The following is an 18,891-nucleotide window of genomic DNA, read 5'->3' as shown; positions in this document are numbered from 1 at the left end:
ACCACTGGCCCAGCACTGAACGATTGATGTAAAGAGACTAATATGTATGGGGGAAATCACCTGGTCTTCCTCTGCCTTGCGCAGGAAGACTGTTAGAGGTGTAGCCATTTTCATCTCAGAATATTTGGCGTTTTTGTAAACTGCAGGACTTTGTTGATTTCCTCCAAGCTGTAATACATGGTTCCACCAATTTTGGTAAAACTGAGCGTTCCGTTATTTCTAAGGGTTTGAAGGGTTCCAGCAGATATGCCCAATAATTTCCTAACCTCGTTGCTACGAAGCCATTTTTTATCAGTCGGTTTTTCTGGAGCCAGAAAAGCTTTAAGTTCTTTAAATAGATCTGATTTGAAATCCATCAAATCAGATTTCGTCATAATTTCTATAGACATAAGATTCAATTACTTTGGCGACATTGCCAATGCGAAATTGAATCATAAACGGGCCTTTTATATGACCACTTAATTGGTTTGGTCAAATCAAAACCGTTTTGTTTTATAGATTGGATATAATCGGTATGATTTTGAAGAGTTTGGTGGATTCTGATACATCAGAGCCTTTAATCAGCTTCCCGGTTTTATTAGCAGGAAAGTAATTTCTAAGGGTCTCAAGCGAAATCTCGCTTTCTCCATGCTGAAAGTATCTTCCAATCATCTTATACCAGGGGCTTTGGGATTGGGAGCGAGCTAATTTTTTACCATCGGGCGTTTCGAGTCCTTGAATTTGCTTTATCAAATCGATCAGTTGTGTTAGATTACCATCCAGCAGTCTTATTTTCTGGTCTGGCTCGTAACGACTAAGTGATTTGATTTGCTCTTTTAACTGTAGAATTTCTTTTTTAAGCTTTAATATCTCAATATCCTTTTCTGAAACAACTGTTTCTAAGGCCTTTTTAATGTGCCATTTGTCGAACTTTCCAACAACATCTTTAAATTTTCTTAATGCCTCGAGGCTCTGAATTGTATTTAATGCAGTTATATTTTTTTTATGGTAATGAGCGATCTGATCTTCAATTTTATCTGAAACATGCGTGAAAAATTCCTTCTCACTATTTAAATTATTGTCAAGAATAAACCAATGAAGGTGAAATTGATAGTAATCAGCGTAGTCTAACGGGTTGACCGTGAAGAATTTCTTGAAGAAAAAATTATCTCCCATTTTCCGGTCAAATTTAATCGGATTACCTATCTCAAATTTGTGGGGATTTTTATCAAAAGGATCTCTGAACTTAAAATATTCTTTCATAAAATAATTTTACTGTTTATTCCAAATTAAACATTTAAATTAAATGCAGCGAAAACGAACTGAGATAAATTCTCATTGATACAAATTCCAATACTTTGACTTTTGTATTAATGAGAAGCATTTAGAAAACTCACTCATACAATTCCACCATTTAATGAGGGGATTTTGAGAATATACTATGGCATCACAACAATTTCAATGCTCCCTGGGATTATAGAAGGATGTAAAACTTAAAATCAATTATACTAAGAAATAATCCCAGGAGCATAAATAAATCGTCAGTTTAAGTTTCAAGTTTAAGAATTGCCAAGTATTCTTACCTTTGAGTAAATTAACACTTTCTCATGAAATATTTATTTTTTGCCCTTTTCGTATTATTTGCCAGCTGCAAAAAAAGTAGTACAGAGCTGCTTCCCCCTCAGATTTCTTCTATCACACTTAATGGTTCAATCTCCAACGTAGTAATAGGCGAGGCTTTGCAACTCCAGGTATCTTATTCTCCTAGCAGTGCCCTGACACCCGAATATGAATGGTTTTCAGATAATCCAAATGTTGTAACGATTACATCAGATGGAAAAGTCTATGCAAATTCAATAGGAAGTGTAACAATAACTGTAAAGGTTAAAAAAAGTAACTTATCTTCTCAACAGAAAATAACTGTTATACCAGGAACGATAACTTCATTAACTTTAGATAAAACCCAGATTAACCTTTTTGTAAATCAACAACAACAAATTAATGTGTCGGTTCTGCCAATCTCGGCACTATTAGCCTCAGTAAAATGGATATCGTCTGACCCCTCAATAGTTCAAGTCTCCCCAGCAGGACTAGTTACAGCTTTAGCCCCAGGAAAAGCTGTTGTTAGTGCCACAAGTGATGATGGGATGATAAACGCTAATAGTAATATTGAGGTTGTTCCAGAAATTCGATATACAAGAAATATCTTTGATAAAATAAAAATCGACTTGTTAGATCAGTTAATATTATATAATGAGCAGCAAGGCAAAGCTCTTGCATTAGAACTTGCCGCAGGGAAAGTGGGTTACATTGTTCAAGCTGTCACTGTTGCTGGAATTACATATTTATCATCTAATCCTGGATATCCCGATGCAGAATTTAGCAAACTTAAAATACCTTCAGGAGAAATATTAAAGATAAATTCAAATTTTTACATGGAGCTTTTTCCAACCACTTCGAGATTAGGCACCCTAACACTTGATATTAATTTTCTTGAAAAATCATGGGAAATTAAAGGAACCCGAACAAAGGTATATTCCTACAAGTATTCCGATAATGTTACACTAAATGACCTTAAAGCTATTATTGACCAGAATATTAGTGATGTCAGGAGATATGTAACCACAGGTAACTAGGGAAAATATTTACTGCTTTTTCATTCCCTTGTCTCGGAATCTCATTAAAAATTTTATGCTACCGATTTTATATATGCAATAAACCATCATTAAAAAATGTCTTTAATAACATAAGATTTCGCTGACTTAATCAGTTTCATAAAACGGTGGTATTATGAGATTTTATTTTATCTTTAAAACTGTTTAAGGTTCAAAACGCGCATCGTCTCACAAACTTGTTTCATTAAACAAAATTTATTATAAGTTTTAATAAAGGTTTTATTGATACAATTATGAAGATTGGATATGCCAGAGTCTCTACAAAAGAACAAAATCTAAATTTGCAAATCGAAGCACTCGAAAAGGCAGGGTGCGAAATTATTTTTAAAGAAACGATTTCTGGAGCTACAAAGTTCCGCCCTGAACTCGATAAAATGATTGCTCAGTTCCGAAAAGGTGATGAACTGATTGTTTGGAAACTTGACCGCTTAGGAAGAAGCTTAAGACACATTATTGATTTAGTTTTGAGTTTAAGTGAAAAAGGAATTATTATCAAAGGTTTGACAGATGGTGTTGACACTTCAACGATCAATGGCAGGCTCTTTTTAAATATAATGGCTTCATTAGCGGAGTATGAAAGAGAATTGATCAGAGAAAGAACAAATGCTGGTTTGCAATCCGCTAGAGCTAGAGGTCGTATCGGAGGTAGACCTAAAGGCTTCGCCAAAGATACGATTGCCAAATTGATAGTTATGCGATCTGTTTATAAAGACCTGGATAAAACTCCAGAGGAAATTTATAAAGGACTTCAATTGACAAGACCAACCTTCTATAGATATGCAAAGATTCTCGATACCCACACCAATGAAGAAATAAAAAAAATGGTGAAACGGTAAAAACCATTATATCTCACAACATGCTCTTCGAAACCAAAAGAAGATCTTTAGCGTCTTAAGGAATTTATTACTTGATGCGATTAAAGCAAGGTGATCATATAATTCTTGAATTAGAGCAAAAGTATCCGCCCTACCAAGTACATCTTGATTAGCTAATTTTCTGGGTTTAGCTTTGGCAGCATGAATAATTCTAAAGAAAAGCGCAGTGCGATGAGATCCATGATCGAAGATTGGCAATCTAGTGGCAAGTCAAAGAAAGAATATTGCCTGGAAAAAGGCATCAATGAGGCCAGGTTTTATTATTGGTATTCCCGGATCAATGGAAAAGAAGATACTCCCCGGGGATTTATCCCGATAGAGAGGCATTCTGGTATCAGGGAGATAGAAGTTTTTTACCCAAACGGAGTAAAACTAAAAGTTAATGTCGACCTGCCGCTTTTAGCTCAGTTGATCCGTCTGTATTAAGATGTTCTCACTAGGATCTTCGCACCGTTTTTATCTTTATTCGGGGCATTGTTATATGCGTAAAAGTTTTGATGGGCTGTGCGGATTAGTCAGCTCCGGGCTGCAGCGCAGTCCCACTAGTGGCGAAGTGTTCGTCTTTTTGAACCGCAGTCGTACACACATCAAACTACTACATTGGGAAAGTGGCGGTTTTGTTCTCTATTACAAACGGCTGGAACAGGGCACTTTTCTTAGTCCAAAAGACGGAGGAAATGAAATGTCATGGAGCGATCTGGTACTGATGGTAGAGGGTATTCATGTTGTAAAGAGTATTCAGAAAAAACGTTATTCATTAGTGTAAAAACAGGCTTTTCTCTTGTTAAATCGCTGGTAAATCTGTATTTTTAGCGTATGGAAACGGCACTGGAAAATCTATCGAAAGAGGACCTTTTAAAGGTTATTTCCAGTCGCGATGAAAAAATAGATTCGCTAACTTCTCTGAACAGTTCGCTGGTGCAGGAACGGGATTATTTGAAATCACAGGTCGAAATGTTCAAGCGCATGCAGTTCGGACAGAAACGTGAGCGTTTTGAAGGTGATCCTAACCAAACGCTACTACCCTTTGAAGCCGATGCAATAGCTGTAGCCCAGCAACAGGAATCAATCAAAGAAAAGATTGAATACATACGCAAACGGCCAAACCACCATGGACGTGCAAAACTGCCCGAACATTTACCTGTTGAAGAAATCGAAATACACCCTGAAGGTGACCTTTCAGCTATGGTGTGTATCGGCAAGGAAGTTACCGAAGAATTGGAATGCGAGCCCGCACGATTCTTTATCAAAAGGTACATCCGCTATAAATATGCCGCTAAAAACGGTGAAGGCGTAAAGATCGCCGAGCTTCCAGAGCGAGTAATTGACAAAGGTATTCCCGGAGCTGGTCTGTTAGCTTCCATACTGGTGGATAAGTACGTTGACCACCTTCCCTTATACCGACAAAAACAACGCTTTGCAAGGGAAAATATACAGCTCGCTTCCTCGACCATCGAAGGTTGGACAAAGGAAGCGCTCTTTAAGCTCGAACCGCTTTACCAGCAGCTGGTCTTCGATACGAAATCAAAAGGATATTTACAGGTTGATGAAACACCCATAAAGGTGTTGGACAGCGATAAAAAAGGTGCAGCCCATCAAGGCTATTATTGGGTTTACCATGCCCCATTGGAGGGAACGGTACTTTTTGACTATAGCCCCACTCGTGGCCAGCTTGCGCCATTACCCATCCTTGGAAACTTTAAAGGTTATCTCCAAACCGACGGATATGTTGTATACGAAAAATATGCACGCAGCAAAGATATCACCCATCTGGCCTGTTGGGCACATGCCCGAAGGGAGTTTGAAAAAGCATTGGATAATGATAGATCCAAGGCAGAAAAAGCACTGCTGCTGATTCAAAAACTATATGCTCTAGAAAGAATAGCCAGGGAGGGGCAGCTGGATACTGCGCAGATCAAGGAACTTCGCCTTAAGGAATCTCTTCCTATAATCAATGAAATGGGTAAATGGATATTCCAGGAAATAAAGAGTACGCTGCCAAAGAGCCAGGTCGGCAAGGCCATGGCCTATGCTTATGCCAGATGGGATGCCTTGTCTGCATACCTGTATGACGGCTCGCTACGTATTGACAACAATCTGGTCGAAAATGCAATCAGGCCTATCGCCCTGGGCAGAAAGAATTACCTCTTCGCTGGAAGCCATGAGGCAGCGCAAAGGGCGGCAATGATTTACTCTTTTTGTGCCATATGCAAAAAACACGAAGTAAACAGGACCAGAACAAGCGCCTGCGGGAGATCGCCTGGATACAGTCGCACCGCGTCCGCGTTCCAGTGGCAAGTATCCTGGGGCTTGTCCAGCTTTGCGACCTAAATGATTCCCCCAATGCGGAGATCATTTCAAAGCTAAAAATATCGGCAGAACAGCTCGACAAAGTGATCATGGAGATTATCGGATTGACGGATGACCTGATCTGATCAGTTTAGAAATATAGAATAGGTTCGTTCTAATTAGGTATTGCTAGAACGTGGCACTATTTGTGTTGCTTTTATGGTGACGGTAAATTGCCGCCGACCACTTATATTAAAAACAAGTCAAATGGAAAAATTAGCATTACTGGCAAGGCTGGAGGCCAAACCAGGTAAAGAAAAGGAAGTAGCTGAATTCTTGAAAAGCGCGTTGCCTTTGGCCGAAGCTGAACCTGGCACCATTCGCTGGTATGCCCTGCAGATCGGGCCGTCTACCTTCGGTATCTTTGACACTTTCGCCGATGAAGCCGGTCGCGAAGCGCATCTGGGCGGCGCGATCGCCAAAGCGTTGATGGCGCAGGCTCCAGATTTACTTACAGCGACACCAGTCATTGAAAAAGTAGATTTGCTGGCTGTTAAATGAACTTTAAAATAAAAAGTCCTGATCCAGTGTTTCCACTGGATCAGGACTTAAACCTCTTGTAGGTGTTTCGATTTGTTGCGTTGGAAGCGTTAATTCCTAAGCAAAACGTTAAATTCGTTCGGAAAAAAAATGACCGCGATCGATAAATTAGACGATAAGGAACTTTCTTAAAATAGATACAGGATACTAAAAAGATGAGAAAGCCAGCAGAAATCACGTATAGTTAAAACGATACAACAAATGTCTCAGAAAAGAAGATAACTAACTCGATTTTCTTTTAGCGGTATGTAATTTCCAATAAGTCTTATAGATATATTTATACTATGATATCAGTATTAATTGATGTACTAAATCACAATAAAAAAGATTGTCTCAAAAAATGAACTTTAATTTGTCATTATATTTTATCATTTACTCATTATCAAAAACTAAAAATTGAGTTTGATTAATGAAATGAGTTTATGATTATATAGGAAAAAAGCGGAGTACAGCAGTATAATCGTAGGCAACTCTGCTAAGTATAATCCATTCTTAAGCCACGCCTCCTGAAAACTTATTAAATCTTAAGCCACGCCTCCTGAAAACTTATTAAATAATCAGGGAATAGTGATAAATTAAATTCTCAACACCTACTTTAAGATTTTGCACGTTATTTTATTAGTATTATATTTGTAATACGGAAATGGTGTCCTTCCGATTCAACCGCTTTTAAGAGCTAATGGCGCCTACAATAACCTATAGGTAATTAAACCTACAGGATCAAACTATTGTAGGTGAAAATATTAAAATCAACATTTCAACAATACATCTTATTTTCAACCATTCCGGTTGTGATGAAATTTTTCTGCTTCTCATCCCTTGAAAAAGGAATTCTACAATCTAAATCTTCTAATAAGAACTATTACCAAAGGCCTTGGTATAGGATTATCTCATTCTTGGTTGATAAGTCTTTCTGTTTAATAAGAATACATTTTTTGTGTCTGAGTTTTTTAAGGCAAAAAGATGAAATATTCCATTTACCAGTGCCAGCTAACCTTCGGAAAATGTTACTCTTATTGCAATTCATTTGTTATCAAACTGAACAAACACTAAAATTCAATATCAAACAAAAACTATGAAATTATCAAAAATTCATGCCCGCGAGATCTTAGATTCCAGAGGCAATCCAACTGTAGAAGTTGAGGTTACAATTAATGGTACCACATCAAGAGGTATCTCCCCATCTGGCGCCAGTACTGGCGAAAAAGAAGCAGTAGAGCTTCGTGATGGGGATCAGTCCCGTTACCAGGGTAAAGGAGTTGAGATTGCTGTATCTGGCTTAAATAAGGAGGTTAATAGCGCAATGGCTGGACAAACATTTGAAAGCCAGGAAGCATTTGATAAAAGACTGATTGAACTCGATGGAACGGAAAATAAATCCAGGCTGGGTGCCAATTCCATGCTTGCAGCTTCAATTGCTTTTGCACGTGCTTCTGCTAGTTCAAAACAAATTCCATTGTACAGACAGTTAGTAGAAAAGACCAATACATTATGCCGGTACCCTGCATGAATGTAGTCAACGGTGGCCGTCATGCCGATAATAATGTGGACTTCCAGGAATTTATGATTGCACCACACAATGCACCTACATTTAAGGAAAGCATCCGTATGGGTGAAGAAGTATTTCATACTCTTAAATCATTGTTAACAGGTAAGGGTTATTCTACAGGTGTTGGTGACGAAGGTGGATTTGCGCCAAACTTAAAATCCAATGAGGAAGCAGTTGAAGTCATCATGGAGGCAATAAAAAAGGCTGGTTATAAGCCTGGTGAAGATATTTCAATCTGCCTTGACCCAGCAACGAGTGAGCTATGGAAAGATGGTAAATACAGCCTGTTTAAAAGCACGAAAGAAAACTTTACCTCTGATCAGTTGATTGACCTTTGGGAGCAGTGGATTGATAAGTATCCTATCGTTTTACTGGAAGATGGTTTGGGTGAAAATGACTGGGAAGGCTGGAAAAAAATGACAGACCGCCTGGGCAAGAAAGTAGAATTGGTAGGTGACGATATTTTCTGCACCAATCCAGAGATCATCCAACAAGGTATAGATGCAGGTATTGGTAATAGTGTGCTAATCAAATTAAACCAGATCGGAACCATTTGGGAAACATTGCAGGCTGTTGAACTGGCACAGAAAAACAATTATCATTGTTTTATTTCCCATAGAAGTGGTGAAACAGAGGATACGACAATTGCTGATCTTGTCGTGGCCACCAATGCTGGTCATATTAAAACTGGTAGCGGTTGCCTCTCCGAGCGAGTATCTAAATTCAATCAATTGCTTCGCATAGAGGAAGAATTGGGTGGTCAAAGCTCGTTTGCAGGTAAAAATACTTTCAAAAAATCATAATCTATTTCCAAATCATATGAAAACAAAAATAAGAATAGCCCTAGCTGCCCTCATAGTATTTACTTCATTCGCTGCAATGGCGCAAACATTACCACAGACCGCAAAGTCTTATCTTCAAAAAAAATTTCCAAAAGAAAAAGTCAGCCGGGTCGAACGTGATGACAATAAATACGAGGTACATCTCAGCAGTGGTTACGAACTTGAATTTAGCAGTTCAGGGAAAATCTTAGAATTGGATGGAAATGGAAATATGATACCTGCAAGCATCCTGCCCGCCAAAATAAATGCTTACTTAAAAAAAAATTATGAAGGCGAAAAAACAGAAAAAATCGAACTCGAGTCAAACGGTTATGAGGTCAGTCTTTCTAATGACTTAGAAGCGAAATTTGATAAGTCGGGAACTTTTAGGAAAACTGATAACTAAGTATAAAATAACACATGAAAGCTCAAACAATCCGGACAGCAACCTTTCCGGATTGATTGTAGCTTTTGACATATCTATATAAGGCAGTATGCTTCACAATCGCAATTAATCACATCTTTTAGTTATAATGACAACAAACAATAAAATCCCTTTACATGAACATTACGCGATCATCAAACACCTGATCAGGTGGACAGTCCTGGTTTTACCGGTTGCTGTTGTAATTGGTAGCATTGTCGCTTTGTTCCTTGGGTTACTTAATCTGGCAATTCATTTTCGTTTTCAGCATACCTGGCTACTTTTTCTGCTACCGCTATCCGGGATAGTTATTCATTTCATCTATCAATCTGTCGGTAAATCTTCTGAAAAGGGAAATAATTTGATTATGGATGAAATTCATAGTCCAGGTGGCGGAGTTCCCAGCTATATGGCTCCTGTAATTTTAGTGACTACGGTAATTACTCATTTGTTCGGTGGTTCAGCAGGAAGAGAAGGTACTGCTGTGCAAATTGGTGGCAGTATTGCCGGTATAGCCAGCAGATTGCTTAAACTTAATGAAACCGACACCAAGGTGCTTCTTACCGCAGGAATTGCGGCTGGATTTGGCGCTGTGTTTGGTACACCACTTACCGGTGCCATATTTGCATTAGAGGTGCTGGCTATTGGAAGAATAGAATATAAGGCCTTATTACCAGCACTAATAGCCAGTATTGTTGGTGATTTAACTGTTTCAGCCTGGGGCATTCATCACACTGCCTACCATATTGATGTGATTGCTAAAAGCGCCTATTTTTTATCAGCATACTTACCAATAAATCTTTTACTGCTTGTTAAGATTATCTTTTCATCAGCTTTATTTGGTCTGGCAAGCTACTTATTTGCAATAATGGTACATCAAATAAAGGGCTTCTTCTTAAAGGTGTGTAAAATAAAATGGCTGATTCCAGTTTTAGGTGGCTTAATTATTATCGGGCTAAGCTATGCCATTGGGAAACCGGATTATTTAAGCCTGGGTATTGATGCAGAATATCCGGGTGCAGTAACCATTCCATCTGCTTTCCAAACTGGCGGGGCAGATACTTGGAGCTGGTTATGGAAGACCATTTATACAACTTTGACCCTTGGAACAGGATTTAAAGGTGGTGAGGTAACCCCTTTATTTTATATTGGCGCAACATTAGGCAATGCACTTTCGACCTTATTAAATGCTCCAGTTAGTTTGTTTGCTGCCCTTGGATTTATTGCAGTTTTTGCTGGTGCAACTAATACACCCCTTGCCTGTACGATTATGGGTATAGAACTTTTTGGTAGTGAATACACCATGTTTTTTGCGGTAGCCTGTTTTACAGCCTATTTTTTCAGTGGCCATTCGGGTATATATTCTTCACAGCGTATTGCGGTACCCAAAATATTTACGGGAACATAAAATATTGCCTTATCCTGTTCCGGTAAATTATCATAAAAAGGTGAAATTTTCATAAGACCCTTGACCAATGCAGTCAGCAACCTGTAACAAAAAACAACGCTTAAATTTTAGGTTTAAGTCATAAACTGCACTATTATGGTATATCGACCGTTTTCATTCCTCTCTTTTTTAAAGCATCAAGTACAGCAAAGAGAAAACAGCTCCTCAAAAAACGAAATTACTACTTACTTGTACTCTCTGCAATAAGAGATGAATATCGTTCCAGAACATTGATAAAGCAGTACTGCCAGTAGAACTCGGCTCCATTTACTACAGTAACTTATTGTATCAGCTTTTGCAGATGCGCTGAAGCCAAAACAAATATTACCTGTACATGATGTTTATGCAAAATACCTTTTTAGAACAACGCTATAAACTTATAGCGAGCATTTTGAAATTCCGGTATTATTTTTCACAAAATAAGCCTACCCGGAGATGTTATTGATATATGATGAATTTAACTTCCTATGTTGTTTTAATAAGGTAGAGCAATAAAAGTATACTGGCTATGAAAACTAAAGCGGTTAAAACTTTAACAAAAAGTGTTGAGTGGTAATACACCCCCTGATTCAGTTGTTCTTTCGTTGAATTATATCTTAAGTAAGAACAAATGATAGTAATTGCTCCCAAGGCAACTAGAAAAATCCCGATAATGCGGGAATCTCCGGTTTGGTGCAGTGGTACTTTACTCCCCAGTGCAGCACTGATCTGCTTGATAAATAGCGAGAATTTCATTACCACGAAACCAAATCCCATGATACCAATACTGGTTCTGATCCAGGCCAAAAATGTTCTTTCATTAGCCAAATGGTCTCCTGCATGCTGTTTGGTATTTTCTTGTTCTTGAATTTTCATCTTGTTCTGTATCGGTATATAAGCAACATATTTTGCATGTTATGTCAATATCGATGCCAGTTTGGAGATGATAACCCTGGTATCCCGGATGCAAGCAAGCCTGTTTGATTCAGTGCCGGCAGGATAGCAGGTAACTGCAATTTCTTCGATAAACGATAAGCCTGATAGGTCAATAGATTCTTTAACCTCTTGTTCAATGCTTTTCATTAGGATCATGATTAATCGGGGTTGATATGTTCTGATTTTATGAGCTAATTGCTCTATTCCACCCTGCCTTTGGTTCTTTCTGATTTTCACTGACGATTTATCAATAGGTGTACAAGTTAGATGTTCCAAAAAGCATCCAGTGCCCTTAAAGAACTGCAAAAAATCTTCTACAGATTTAAAATCGCCAAATACCTCACTAAATGCAAGATAAATTGTTCGAAACAGATTAGTATTTCCCAGGTAAAAATGTTTATCGCCACCTCCAGGAGCTTCAGAAACAAAGAGCAGCAGCACTTTAGCTGGCTGATATTTCCTCGAAATTTCGGTAACACTATACATTGTAGTTGTAGCTTTTAGCGAAGCGCATAAATAGTTCCGCCAGAGCGTCCGGCTGACCATGAAGCTGAATGAAATGAAACGGCCTTTCGATAACCATATCCTTGATATCTATGATGCGGCATTCATTGTTCTTGAGCTCTTTCAATATGGAGTGGATAGATAAAAAAGCCAGGCATTTGCTGTGAATCAGATAGGATTTAATGCTTTCGGTACTACCTAACTGCATTTCTATATTTAAGTCCCCCACCTTTATCCGGTGTGCTTTTAAAGCATATGCAATAACATCTAGTGTACCAGAACCAGGTTCACGAAGTAATAAATCATAATCCTTCAACTCATTCGGTTTGATTATTTCCTTTTTCATGGCATAATTGTGACCAGAACACACCAACACCAGCTCATCTTTTAGATATTGTTCGTATTTAATCTGTGGGTTCCGGGAGATGCCTTCAATGATTCCAAAATCTATTTCCTTAGCAATCAAACGCTGCTCTACATCTTCTGTATTTCCGGTAACCAGTTGGATTTGTATATCCTTAAACTTATTGTGAAACTGTGCCAATACAGGTGGAATGATATATTGTGCCACAGTACTGCTGGCACCAATCCTCAATATTCCTTTATGCTGTTTAGTAAGTAGATTCATATCATATTCCAGTTCCCGGTAGGTTCCAAAAATCTGTTCTGCGTAATGCAACAATAATTCGCCGGCTGGGGTGAGGCTGATTTTTTTGTTTCCACTGCGTTCAAATAATGACATTTTGAACTCCTGCTCTAATTCTTTAATGTGTTTGGTTACAGCAGGCTGACTGATAAATAACTCTGCCGAGGCCTTTGTAAAATTCAGCCTTTTAGCGACAGCATAAAATACTTGCAAACGGAAATCTATCATACACGGTTTTAGTAGATAAGCTAAGATACAAACAATTTGTTTCAACAGGTACTGACATCATAACCTTATGTTATCATCAATAACTTTTTATGCTTTTTCTGATGCGTAGAATAAATGCACATTTGTAACAGAAAAACATTGGTTATGAATAAGGAATCAAAAGAAAAAGAAATCAGACAAGCACTTATATATACAGCCAGGACAACGGCTATCATTGCGATTCTATTTGTTGCTTGTGGAACTATTTTCATCTGCACTTTATTCTTTAATGGGCAGCCAGATGTAGAATTGACAGCAAAAACCAAACAGGATGTGGAAACCGGTATAGCTGCTGTTAAAGTCAAAAGCCAGGTTGTACCTGCTGATGCCTGGAAAGCGCCTGATGAAAATACGATTCCGGCGGACACCAAGTACGGCCAGATGATTAGGTATGGCAAAGAATTAATAGCACATACGAGCAAATATTTTGGGCCAAATGGATCCATAGCCCGTATTACAAATGGTATGAACTGTCAGAATTGTCACCTCGAGGGTGGAACCAAACTGTTCGGAAATAATTATGCTGGTTTTATTTCCAGTTTTCCTAAAATGAGTGGCAGATCAGGAAAGGTTGAACCTGCATCGGCACGTATTGCAGAGTGCTTCAATCGAAGTCTTGCAGGCAAAGTACCAGACGAATCTAGTAAAGAGATACAGGCAATGCTGGCTTATATGAAATGGCTTGGAACTGGTGTAAAAAAAGGGGAGAAAGTATTTGGAACGGGAACCGAAAAATTAAAATACCTGGATAGGGCAGCGAATGTCAAACATGGAGCGATTTTATATACCAGTAAATGTCAAAGTTGTCATGGTGCAAAGGGTGAGGGAATACTCGATGAAGACAAACTAACTTATGTTTATCCGCCATTATGGGGCAAACACAGCTACAATGATGGCGCAGGGATGTATAGACTCAGTAACTTTGCGGGGTTCGTAAAGAACAATATGCCATATGGCGCCAGATATGGAGATGCGCAGTTAAGTGATGAGGAGGCCTGGGATCTCGCTGCTTTTGTGAACTCACAGCCAAGACCACATAAAGATCAAAGAAAAGATTACCCTGATTTGTTAAAAAAACCTTTTGATGCGCCATACGGACCATATGCCGACAAATTTTCTGAAAATCAGCATAAATATGGTCCATTTGCACCAATTGTAACCTCCGAAAAACAAGTAAAATTAACAACTAAATAAATTATCAAAATCTAAAATCATGAAAAAAATAACCTTAATCTGTACATTATTTTTGCTGATCGCAGCAACCTCGGCCACTTTTGCCCAAACTACACCTGCTAATTTTACAGGGGCAAAAGCCACCCTTAAAAATTATAAGGCACTGTATGTAATCAATAACGGTGATGAGAAAAAGATTGCAGGAACACTTCGAAACCTAAAAAATGCACTCGACGATCCCAGGTTAAAAGGGAAAATCAATGCAGAACTTATTGCCTTTGGAGATGGCGTAGCTGTTTACCAGAAGAACGGATCTTTTGAAAAAACATTATTAGAACTGCAGTCCAGAGGAGTAATTCTTGCACAATGCGAAAATACCGTCAGAGAAAGAAAGATCGAAAAAAATACCTTATTTGATTTTATCAGTTATGTACCCAGCGGCAATGGTGAAATCATCATCCGTCAATATCAGGGATGGGCAGTTGTACATCCTTAAACCAAATAATTAGAAAATCATGAAATATATAAATCACACCTTTTTAGCCACAGTTGCATTTTTATTGCTTTGTGGAAATGTTAAGGCCCAGGATCATCGCTTTGATCCGCCCTGGAATACTCCACCTGAAAGTAAAGTTCAGTTCACAGTACCTGGAGTAGACAATGTGCCTGATCTTTTTGGAGACATTAATGATCCCCAACTGGTGGTTTTCTTTGCCGGTAACCAGTTTATGTGCATTGACGAATTAATTGCAGCCTTTAAAAAGTCATATCCACAGTATCAGCGGGTATTTGCCGAAACGCTTCCCCCAGGCATTTTAGCCCAACAAATAAAAACCGGTAGCATTGTGGTGGGCAACATGAGAATTACCTTAAAGCCGGATGTTTATACAGCTGGTAAGAACCGGATAGACATGACCCCTGAATGGTTTAGCAAAACGACTTTATATGCTAGAAACAGGTTGGCAATCATGGTCCAAAAGGGAAATCCGAAGGCATTGAAGTCACTCAAAGATTTAGCAGATAAAGAGCTGAGGATCAGTATGCCAAATCCAGAAAATGAAGGGATTGGTAAACGTATTGAAGAAGCCTATCTGAAAGCTGGGGGAGAAACATTAAAATCTACCATCATGGAAGATAAAGTTAAAGATAAGACTACTTATCTTACCATGATCCATCATCGCCAATCACCAATGAGGATCCTATACAATGAAAGTGACGCCGCTCCAGTATGGTATACTGAGGCCTACTATCAGAAAATGATTGGCCATCCTGTTGAGCTCATTGAAATTCCTGAAAAAGAGAATATCCATGCGCAATATATAGCCGGACAGTTAAAAGATGCGCCACATCCGGCCGCTGCAAAAGATTTTATGGATTTTTTGATCAGTCCGCAGGCTGCTGCCATCTACAAAAAGTTTGGTTTTGATTTACCTTAAACATAAACACAATGAAAAATATATTTTTAACCATATTGTCAGTCGTTGCTGTAGTGACCATTGGGAATGCACAAATTCCAAATGATACTTTATATGTCTATGGTCCCGGTGGGCCGCTCGGACCGATCAATGAATGTGCGAAGGTTTTTGGAAAGCAGCATGATATCGTAATTAAAGTCACTGCCGGGCCGGATAATGAATGGATGCCGGATGCAATGAAACATGCAGATCTGTTCTTTGGAGGAGCAGAATACATGCTTTCAAAATTCATGTCTGACCACCCAAACATGATAGTGGCGAACTCTCGGACAGAGTTATATAAACGTGCGGCAGCGATCCTTGTACGGCCCGGCAATCCTAAAAACATCAAAAATCTGGGCGATCTCTGTAAACCAGGTGTGAAAATTCTTGATGTGAATGGGGCTGGGCAAATGGGGCTTTGGGAAGATTTGGCAGGTCGACAAGATCTGATTGCAAACATACAGCAGCGTATAGCAGGTACATTTGCAAATTCGGCATTGGGTATTGCTGCATGGAAAAATGATCCTCAATATGATGCCTGGATAACATTTGGCTCCTGGCATAACCGTTTACCAGACCTCACCTCAATGGTTAGGATTCCTGTTACACAAACAGTCTATAGAGGTACACCTGTAGTGAGGGGTAGCACTGGTACGCATAAGTCGGAAACTGAGGATTTTATCAAGTTTATGCAATCCGATAAAGGACATCTCATTTTCAAAAAATGGGGTTGGGAATAAATAATGTCTAAAAACTTATCTTCTATAACATGAAGTTATGGAAGATAAGTTTTAATGATTTGATCGGGGTTTATTAGTTATGGATCTTTGAATTAGAAAATAAAGACAATCAAAATCATGACACAAATCAAAGACAATTCAAATTCTTCTAAAATAAAGGCGGGTAACCTGCTAAACTTAAATTTAAACACCCGCAAAATTATCTTCATCCTGGCAGTTTTGCTGTGCCTCTTTCCATTTATGTCGCCTCCTTTAGCCTTATTGCTAGGATTAGTATTGGCGCAACTAATGGAACATCCCTATCTGCATTTAAATCACAAGGCCACAAACCTGCTGCTAAAAATTTCTGTTGTCGGGCTAGGATTTGGAATGAATGTATTCAGTGCAATGAAAGCAGGAAAAGAAGGCGTACTGTTTACCGTAGTTTCTATTTTCGGAGTGCTTATCATTGGTTTTATCCTGGGAAAAGTATTTAAAATAGAACGTAAAACATCTTTTTTGATATCAGCTGGAACGGCGATCTGTGGTGGAAGTGCTATTGCTGCATTGTCGCCTGTAATGAACGCAGAAGAAAAACAGATCTCCGTTGCAATGGGTACTGTTTTTATACTCAACTCGGTGGCCTTATTTCTTTTCCCCGCTATCGGACATGCGCTTAACTTGTCACAGTCACAATTTGGTATGTGGTGTGCCATTGCTATTCACGATACCAGTTCTGTTGTTGGGGCAGCCAGTAAATATGGTGAACAAGCACTACAGATAGCCACAACTGTTAAGTTAGCCAGAGCACTATGGATTGTTCCCGTAGCGTTTGGTACATCTTTCCTATTCAAAAGCAACAATAGCAAAGTTAGTATACCCTATTTTATAGGGCTATTTATCCTGGCAATGATCGCCAACACCTACTTACCTTTTATTAAGCCTTTTGCGCCCTACTTTGTAGCATTAGCAAAAGTAGGCTTAACTTTAACATTGTTCCTGATAGGAAGCGGACTCTCATTTACTATCTTGAAAGCAGTGGGGATAATGCCACTGTTACAAGGCGTAATTTTATGGATAGTAATTTCAAGTGCTGCATTATGGGCAGTTATATCTTTGGTTTAAAATACATTAGTTACTGATCATCACCAGCTTTTTTGAAAGATCATCAATAAGAACCACATGTTTATAATCGGCGCCACCTGTTCCTACACTCTTAATTATCCCCGAGGATTGACCGCTAAAAGCTCCTTTTTCATCGGTCTTAAAAGAATTGATGACATAATCTGCGTTAAACGTATCATTTGAGGAGTTGGTTAACGCTAAAGTATACGAAGTATTTGGCTCGAGTTTTTTAAAGTCCTGTTGGACAAGATCAGTCAAGCCTACGCTTCTTACGTTTAGCATGCCTGTGTAGGCTCCCCTGTTTTTCAGACCATTCAAAAGTATAATTTTGTCCTCAAATTTCCTGTAATAAATCTACAGGAGATTTGAAGTTCAATGCTTGATGTGGTCGATGGTAATTGTAATCCATCATCCATTCCTCTACTTTCTCCCTTACATCATCCAGGGAGTGAAATATGTATGCATTTAGCAATTCTCTTCTGATGCTTCCATTCAATCTTTCAATATACGCGTTCTGTGTTGGCTCTCCTGGCTGAATAAAAACTAGTTCAACATTGTTTTCCTTTGCCCATTCATCCAACTTATGCGAGATGAACTCCGGCCCATTATCCATTCTTATTTTTTTTGGAAGTGCCCTATATTGTTTCAACTCATCCAACGCTCTGATAACCCGCAAGGACGGCAGTGAATAATCTATCTCCATAGCTAGCATCTCTCTGTTGTAATCATCAGCGATGTTCAACAACCTAAATTTCCTTCCATTCCAAAGCGCATCGCTCATAAAATCCATGGACCATACCTCATTTATAGTTTCTGGTACAGACAAAGGCTTTTTGACTCTTTCTGGCAGCCTCTTTTTTGCCCTGCGGCGGATATTAAGCCTCATTGATGTATAAATCCTATAAATCTTTTTATGGTTCCATTTAAGCCCTTTTCGACGCAATCGGTAGTAACACTGCCAGAAGCCTATGGAGACGTGCTTTTCAACAAGAAGTGAAAGCGCATCAACTACTTCACTATCATCCCGTCGTTTATGTTGATAATAATGTTTGCTGCGGTTCAATCCAACGCATTTACAGGCCTGACGATGGCTTATCCTTTTTACCATTTCATCCACTAAATCCCTTTTTTCGTCAGGCGTTAAAGCTTTTTTTCTACAGCCTCCTTGAAAACTTCATGCACGAGGCTAAGATTAGCATACATTTTCTTTAAACGTGCATTTTCTTCCTCCAATGCCTTAAGTTTTGACAACTCTTTTACTTCCATTCCGCCATATCTCTGGCGCCATTTGTAAAAGGCTGCTGTACTTATTCCTAACTCTCTGCAGAGATCGTGCACATTCTTGCCATTCTCATGTTCCTTGATTGCCTTTACAATCTGGGATTCCGTAAACTTGATTCTTTTCATATTGCCAATTAAAATTAAT

The 18,891-nt window shown here is 38.8% G+C and carries 21 protein-coding genes, 1 pseudogene and 1 riboswitch; of the genes and pseudogenes, 15 read left to right on the top strand and 7 right to left on the bottom strand.

Annotated elements, in window-relative coordinates; translation table 11 throughout:
* Positions 1-110: 110 nt before the first annotated feature.
* Positions 111-389: a helix-turn-helix domain-containing protein gene (locus ACZZZW_RS01465; RefSeq protein WP_463492088.1), complete on the bottom strand. Its 279-nt coding sequence runs from the start codon at positions 387-389 to the stop codon at positions 111-113.
* A 103-nt stretch (positions 390-492) separates the two neighbouring features.
* Positions 493-1,242: a hypothetical protein gene (locus ACZZZW_RS01460; RefSeq protein ID WP_463492087.1), complete on the bottom strand. Its 750-nt coding sequence runs from the start codon at positions 1,240-1,242 to the stop codon at positions 493-495.
* A 344-nt stretch (positions 1,243-1,586) separates the two neighbouring features.
* On the opposite strand from ACZZZW_RS01460, the gene ACZZZW_RS01455 reads away from it, so the two are divergent.
* The 10 genes and pseudogenes from ACZZZW_RS01455 to ACZZZW_RS01410 all read left to right on the top strand — a co-directional run bounded on the left by ACZZZW_RS01455 (position 1,587) and on the right by ACZZZW_RS01410 (position 10,620).
* On the top strand, positions 1,587-2,615 hold the full coding sequence (locus tag ACZZZW_RS01455) for an Ig-like domain-containing protein (RefSeq protein ID WP_463492086.1): 1,029 nt from the start codon (positions 1,587-1,589) through the stop codon (positions 2,613-2,615).
* A 272-nt stretch (positions 2,616-2,887) separates the two neighbouring features.
* Positions 2,888-3,490, top strand: a complete 603-nt coding sequence (locus ACZZZW_RS01450) for a recombinase family protein (protein WP_463491496.1) — start codon at positions 2,888-2,890, stop codon at positions 3,488-3,490.
* 180 nt (positions 3,491-3,670) lie between these two features.
* Complete coding sequence (gene tnpA, locus ACZZZW_RS01445) at positions 3,671-3,955, top strand: IS66 family insertion sequence element accessory protein TnpA (RefSeq protein ID WP_463492085.1); 285 nt, start codon at positions 3,671-3,673, stop codon at positions 3,953-3,955.
* A gap of 1 nt (position 3,956) precedes the next feature.
* Positions 3,957-4,295, top strand: coding sequence for an IS66 family insertion sequence element accessory protein TnpB (tnpB, locus tag ACZZZW_RS01440; protein WP_463491500.1), 339 nt, complete (start codon positions 3,957-3,959; stop codon positions 4,293-4,295).
* A gap of 50 nt (positions 4,296-4,345) precedes the next feature.
* Positions 4,346-5,758 (top strand): annotated as a pseudogene (gene tnpC / locus ACZZZW_RS01435) (IS66 family transposase); the annotation flags it as partial.
* Positions 5,759-6,085: 327 nt separating this feature from the next.
* The gene (locus ACZZZW_RS01430) at positions 6,086-6,379 is read left to right on the top strand and encodes a putative quinol monooxygenase (protein ID WP_112658293.1); all 294 of its coding nucleotides are present in this window, start codon (positions 6,086-6,088) and stop codon (positions 6,377-6,379) included.
* 669 nt (positions 6,380-7,048) lie between these two features.
* A riboswitch (Fluoride riboswitch) is annotated at positions 7,049-7,114 on the top strand.
* 379 nt (positions 7,115-7,493) lie between these two features.
* Positions 7,494-7,928, top strand: a complete 435-nt coding sequence (locus ACZZZW_RS01425; RefSeq protein WP_463492084.1) for a hypothetical protein — start codon at positions 7,494-7,496, stop codon at positions 7,926-7,928.
* A complete protein-coding gene (gene eno / locus ACZZZW_RS01420; RefSeq protein WP_463492083.1) occupies positions 7,925-8,770 on the top strand; it encodes a phosphopyruvate hydratase in 846 nt (281 codons plus the stop codon). The genes ACZZZW_RS01425 and eno overlap by 4 nt, the downstream gene beginning before the upstream one ends.
* Positions 8,771-8,786: 16 nt before the next feature.
* Positions 8,787-9,194 carry a PepSY-like domain-containing protein gene (locus ACZZZW_RS01415; RefSeq protein ID WP_116170610.1) on the top strand — a complete coding sequence of 136 codons (408 nt, stop codon included), beginning with the start codon at positions 8,787-8,789 and terminating at the stop codon, positions 9,192-9,194.
* Positions 9,195-9,321: 127 nt separating this feature from the next.
* A complete protein-coding gene (locus tag ACZZZW_RS01410; RefSeq protein WP_056849799.1) occupies positions 9,322-10,620 on the top strand; it encodes a voltage-gated chloride channel family protein in 1,299 nt (432 codons plus the stop codon).
* Between the two features lie 504 nt (positions 10,621-11,124).
* On the opposite strand, the gene ACZZZW_RS01405 is transcribed toward ACZZZW_RS01410, so the two are convergent.
* The 3 genes from ACZZZW_RS01405 to ACZZZW_RS01395 are packed head-to-tail and all read right to left on the bottom strand — an operon-like array spanning position 11,125 to position 12,952.
* Positions 11,125-11,514, bottom strand: coding sequence for a YidH family protein (locus ACZZZW_RS01405; protein ID WP_056849798.1), 390 nt, complete (start codon positions 11,512-11,514; stop codon positions 11,125-11,127).
* Between the two features lie 39 nt (positions 11,515-11,553).
* Positions 11,554-12,060, bottom strand: a complete 507-nt coding sequence (locus ACZZZW_RS01400) for a hypothetical protein (RefSeq protein WP_056849797.1) — start codon at positions 12,058-12,060, stop codon at positions 11,554-11,556.
* Positions 12,053-12,952 (bottom strand): LysR family transcriptional regulator, encoded by a 900-nt coding sequence (locus ACZZZW_RS01395; protein WP_008245460.1) that lies wholly within the window; start codon positions 12,950-12,952, stop codon positions 12,053-12,055. Before ACZZZW_RS01395 ends, ACZZZW_RS01400 begins: the two co-directional genes overlap by 8 nt.
* A 144-nt stretch (positions 12,953-13,096) precedes the next feature.
* Between ACZZZW_RS01395 and ACZZZW_RS01390 the strand changes: the two genes are divergently transcribed.
* From ACZZZW_RS01390 to ACZZZW_RS01370, 5 genes are all read left to right on the top strand, one after another.
* Positions 13,097-14,185, top strand: a complete 1,089-nt coding sequence (locus tag ACZZZW_RS01390) for a c-type cytochrome (protein ID WP_008245462.1) — start codon at positions 13,097-13,099, stop codon at positions 14,183-14,185.
* Between the two features lie 19 nt (positions 14,186-14,204).
* The gene (locus ACZZZW_RS01385) at positions 14,205-14,660 is read left to right on the top strand and encodes a DsrE family protein (protein ID WP_056849796.1); all 456 of its coding nucleotides are present in this window, start codon (positions 14,205-14,207) and stop codon (positions 14,658-14,660) included.
* A gap of 19 nt (positions 14,661-14,679) precedes the next feature.
* Positions 14,680-15,600: a molybdate ABC transporter substrate-binding protein gene (locus ACZZZW_RS01380; RefSeq protein ID WP_056849795.1), complete on the top strand. Its 921-nt coding sequence runs from the start codon at positions 14,680-14,682 to the stop codon at positions 15,598-15,600.
* A gap of 11 nt (positions 15,601-15,611) precedes the next feature.
* Entirely contained in the window at positions 15,612-16,361 is a 750-nt protein-coding gene (locus ACZZZW_RS01375; RefSeq protein WP_008245473.1) for a substrate-binding domain-containing protein, read from the top strand.
* Positions 16,362-16,478: 117 nt separating this feature from the next.
* Positions 16,479-17,465, top strand: coding sequence for a YeiH family protein (locus tag ACZZZW_RS01370; protein ID WP_056849794.1), 987 nt, complete (start codon positions 16,479-16,481; stop codon positions 17,463-17,465).
* A 6-nt stretch (positions 17,466-17,471) separates the two neighbouring features.
* Here the strand turns inward: ACZZZW_RS01370 and ACZZZW_RS01365 are convergent, their stop codons facing one another.
* Both ACZZZW_RS01365 and ACZZZW_RS01360 read right to left on the bottom strand, forming a co-directional pair.
* On the bottom strand, positions 17,472-17,783 hold the full coding sequence (locus tag ACZZZW_RS01365; RefSeq protein WP_463492082.1) for a hypothetical protein: 312 nt from the start codon (positions 17,781-17,783) through the stop codon (positions 17,472-17,474).
* Positions 17,784-17,799: 16 nt separating this feature from the next.
* A protein-coding gene (locus tag ACZZZW_RS01360) for an IS3 family transposase (RefSeq protein WP_463492068.1) occupies positions 17,800-18,872 on the bottom strand; the annotation gives its coding sequence in 2 pieces (ribosomal slippage) (positions 17,800-18,611 and positions 18,611-18,872; 1,074 coding nt in all).
* Between the last annotated feature and the right edge of the window lie 19 nt (positions 18,873-18,891).

The sequence above is a fragment of the Pedobacter sp. AC379 genome, assembly GCF_979258145.1.
This window is presented reverse-complemented; position numbering and strand designations above follow the sequence as displayed.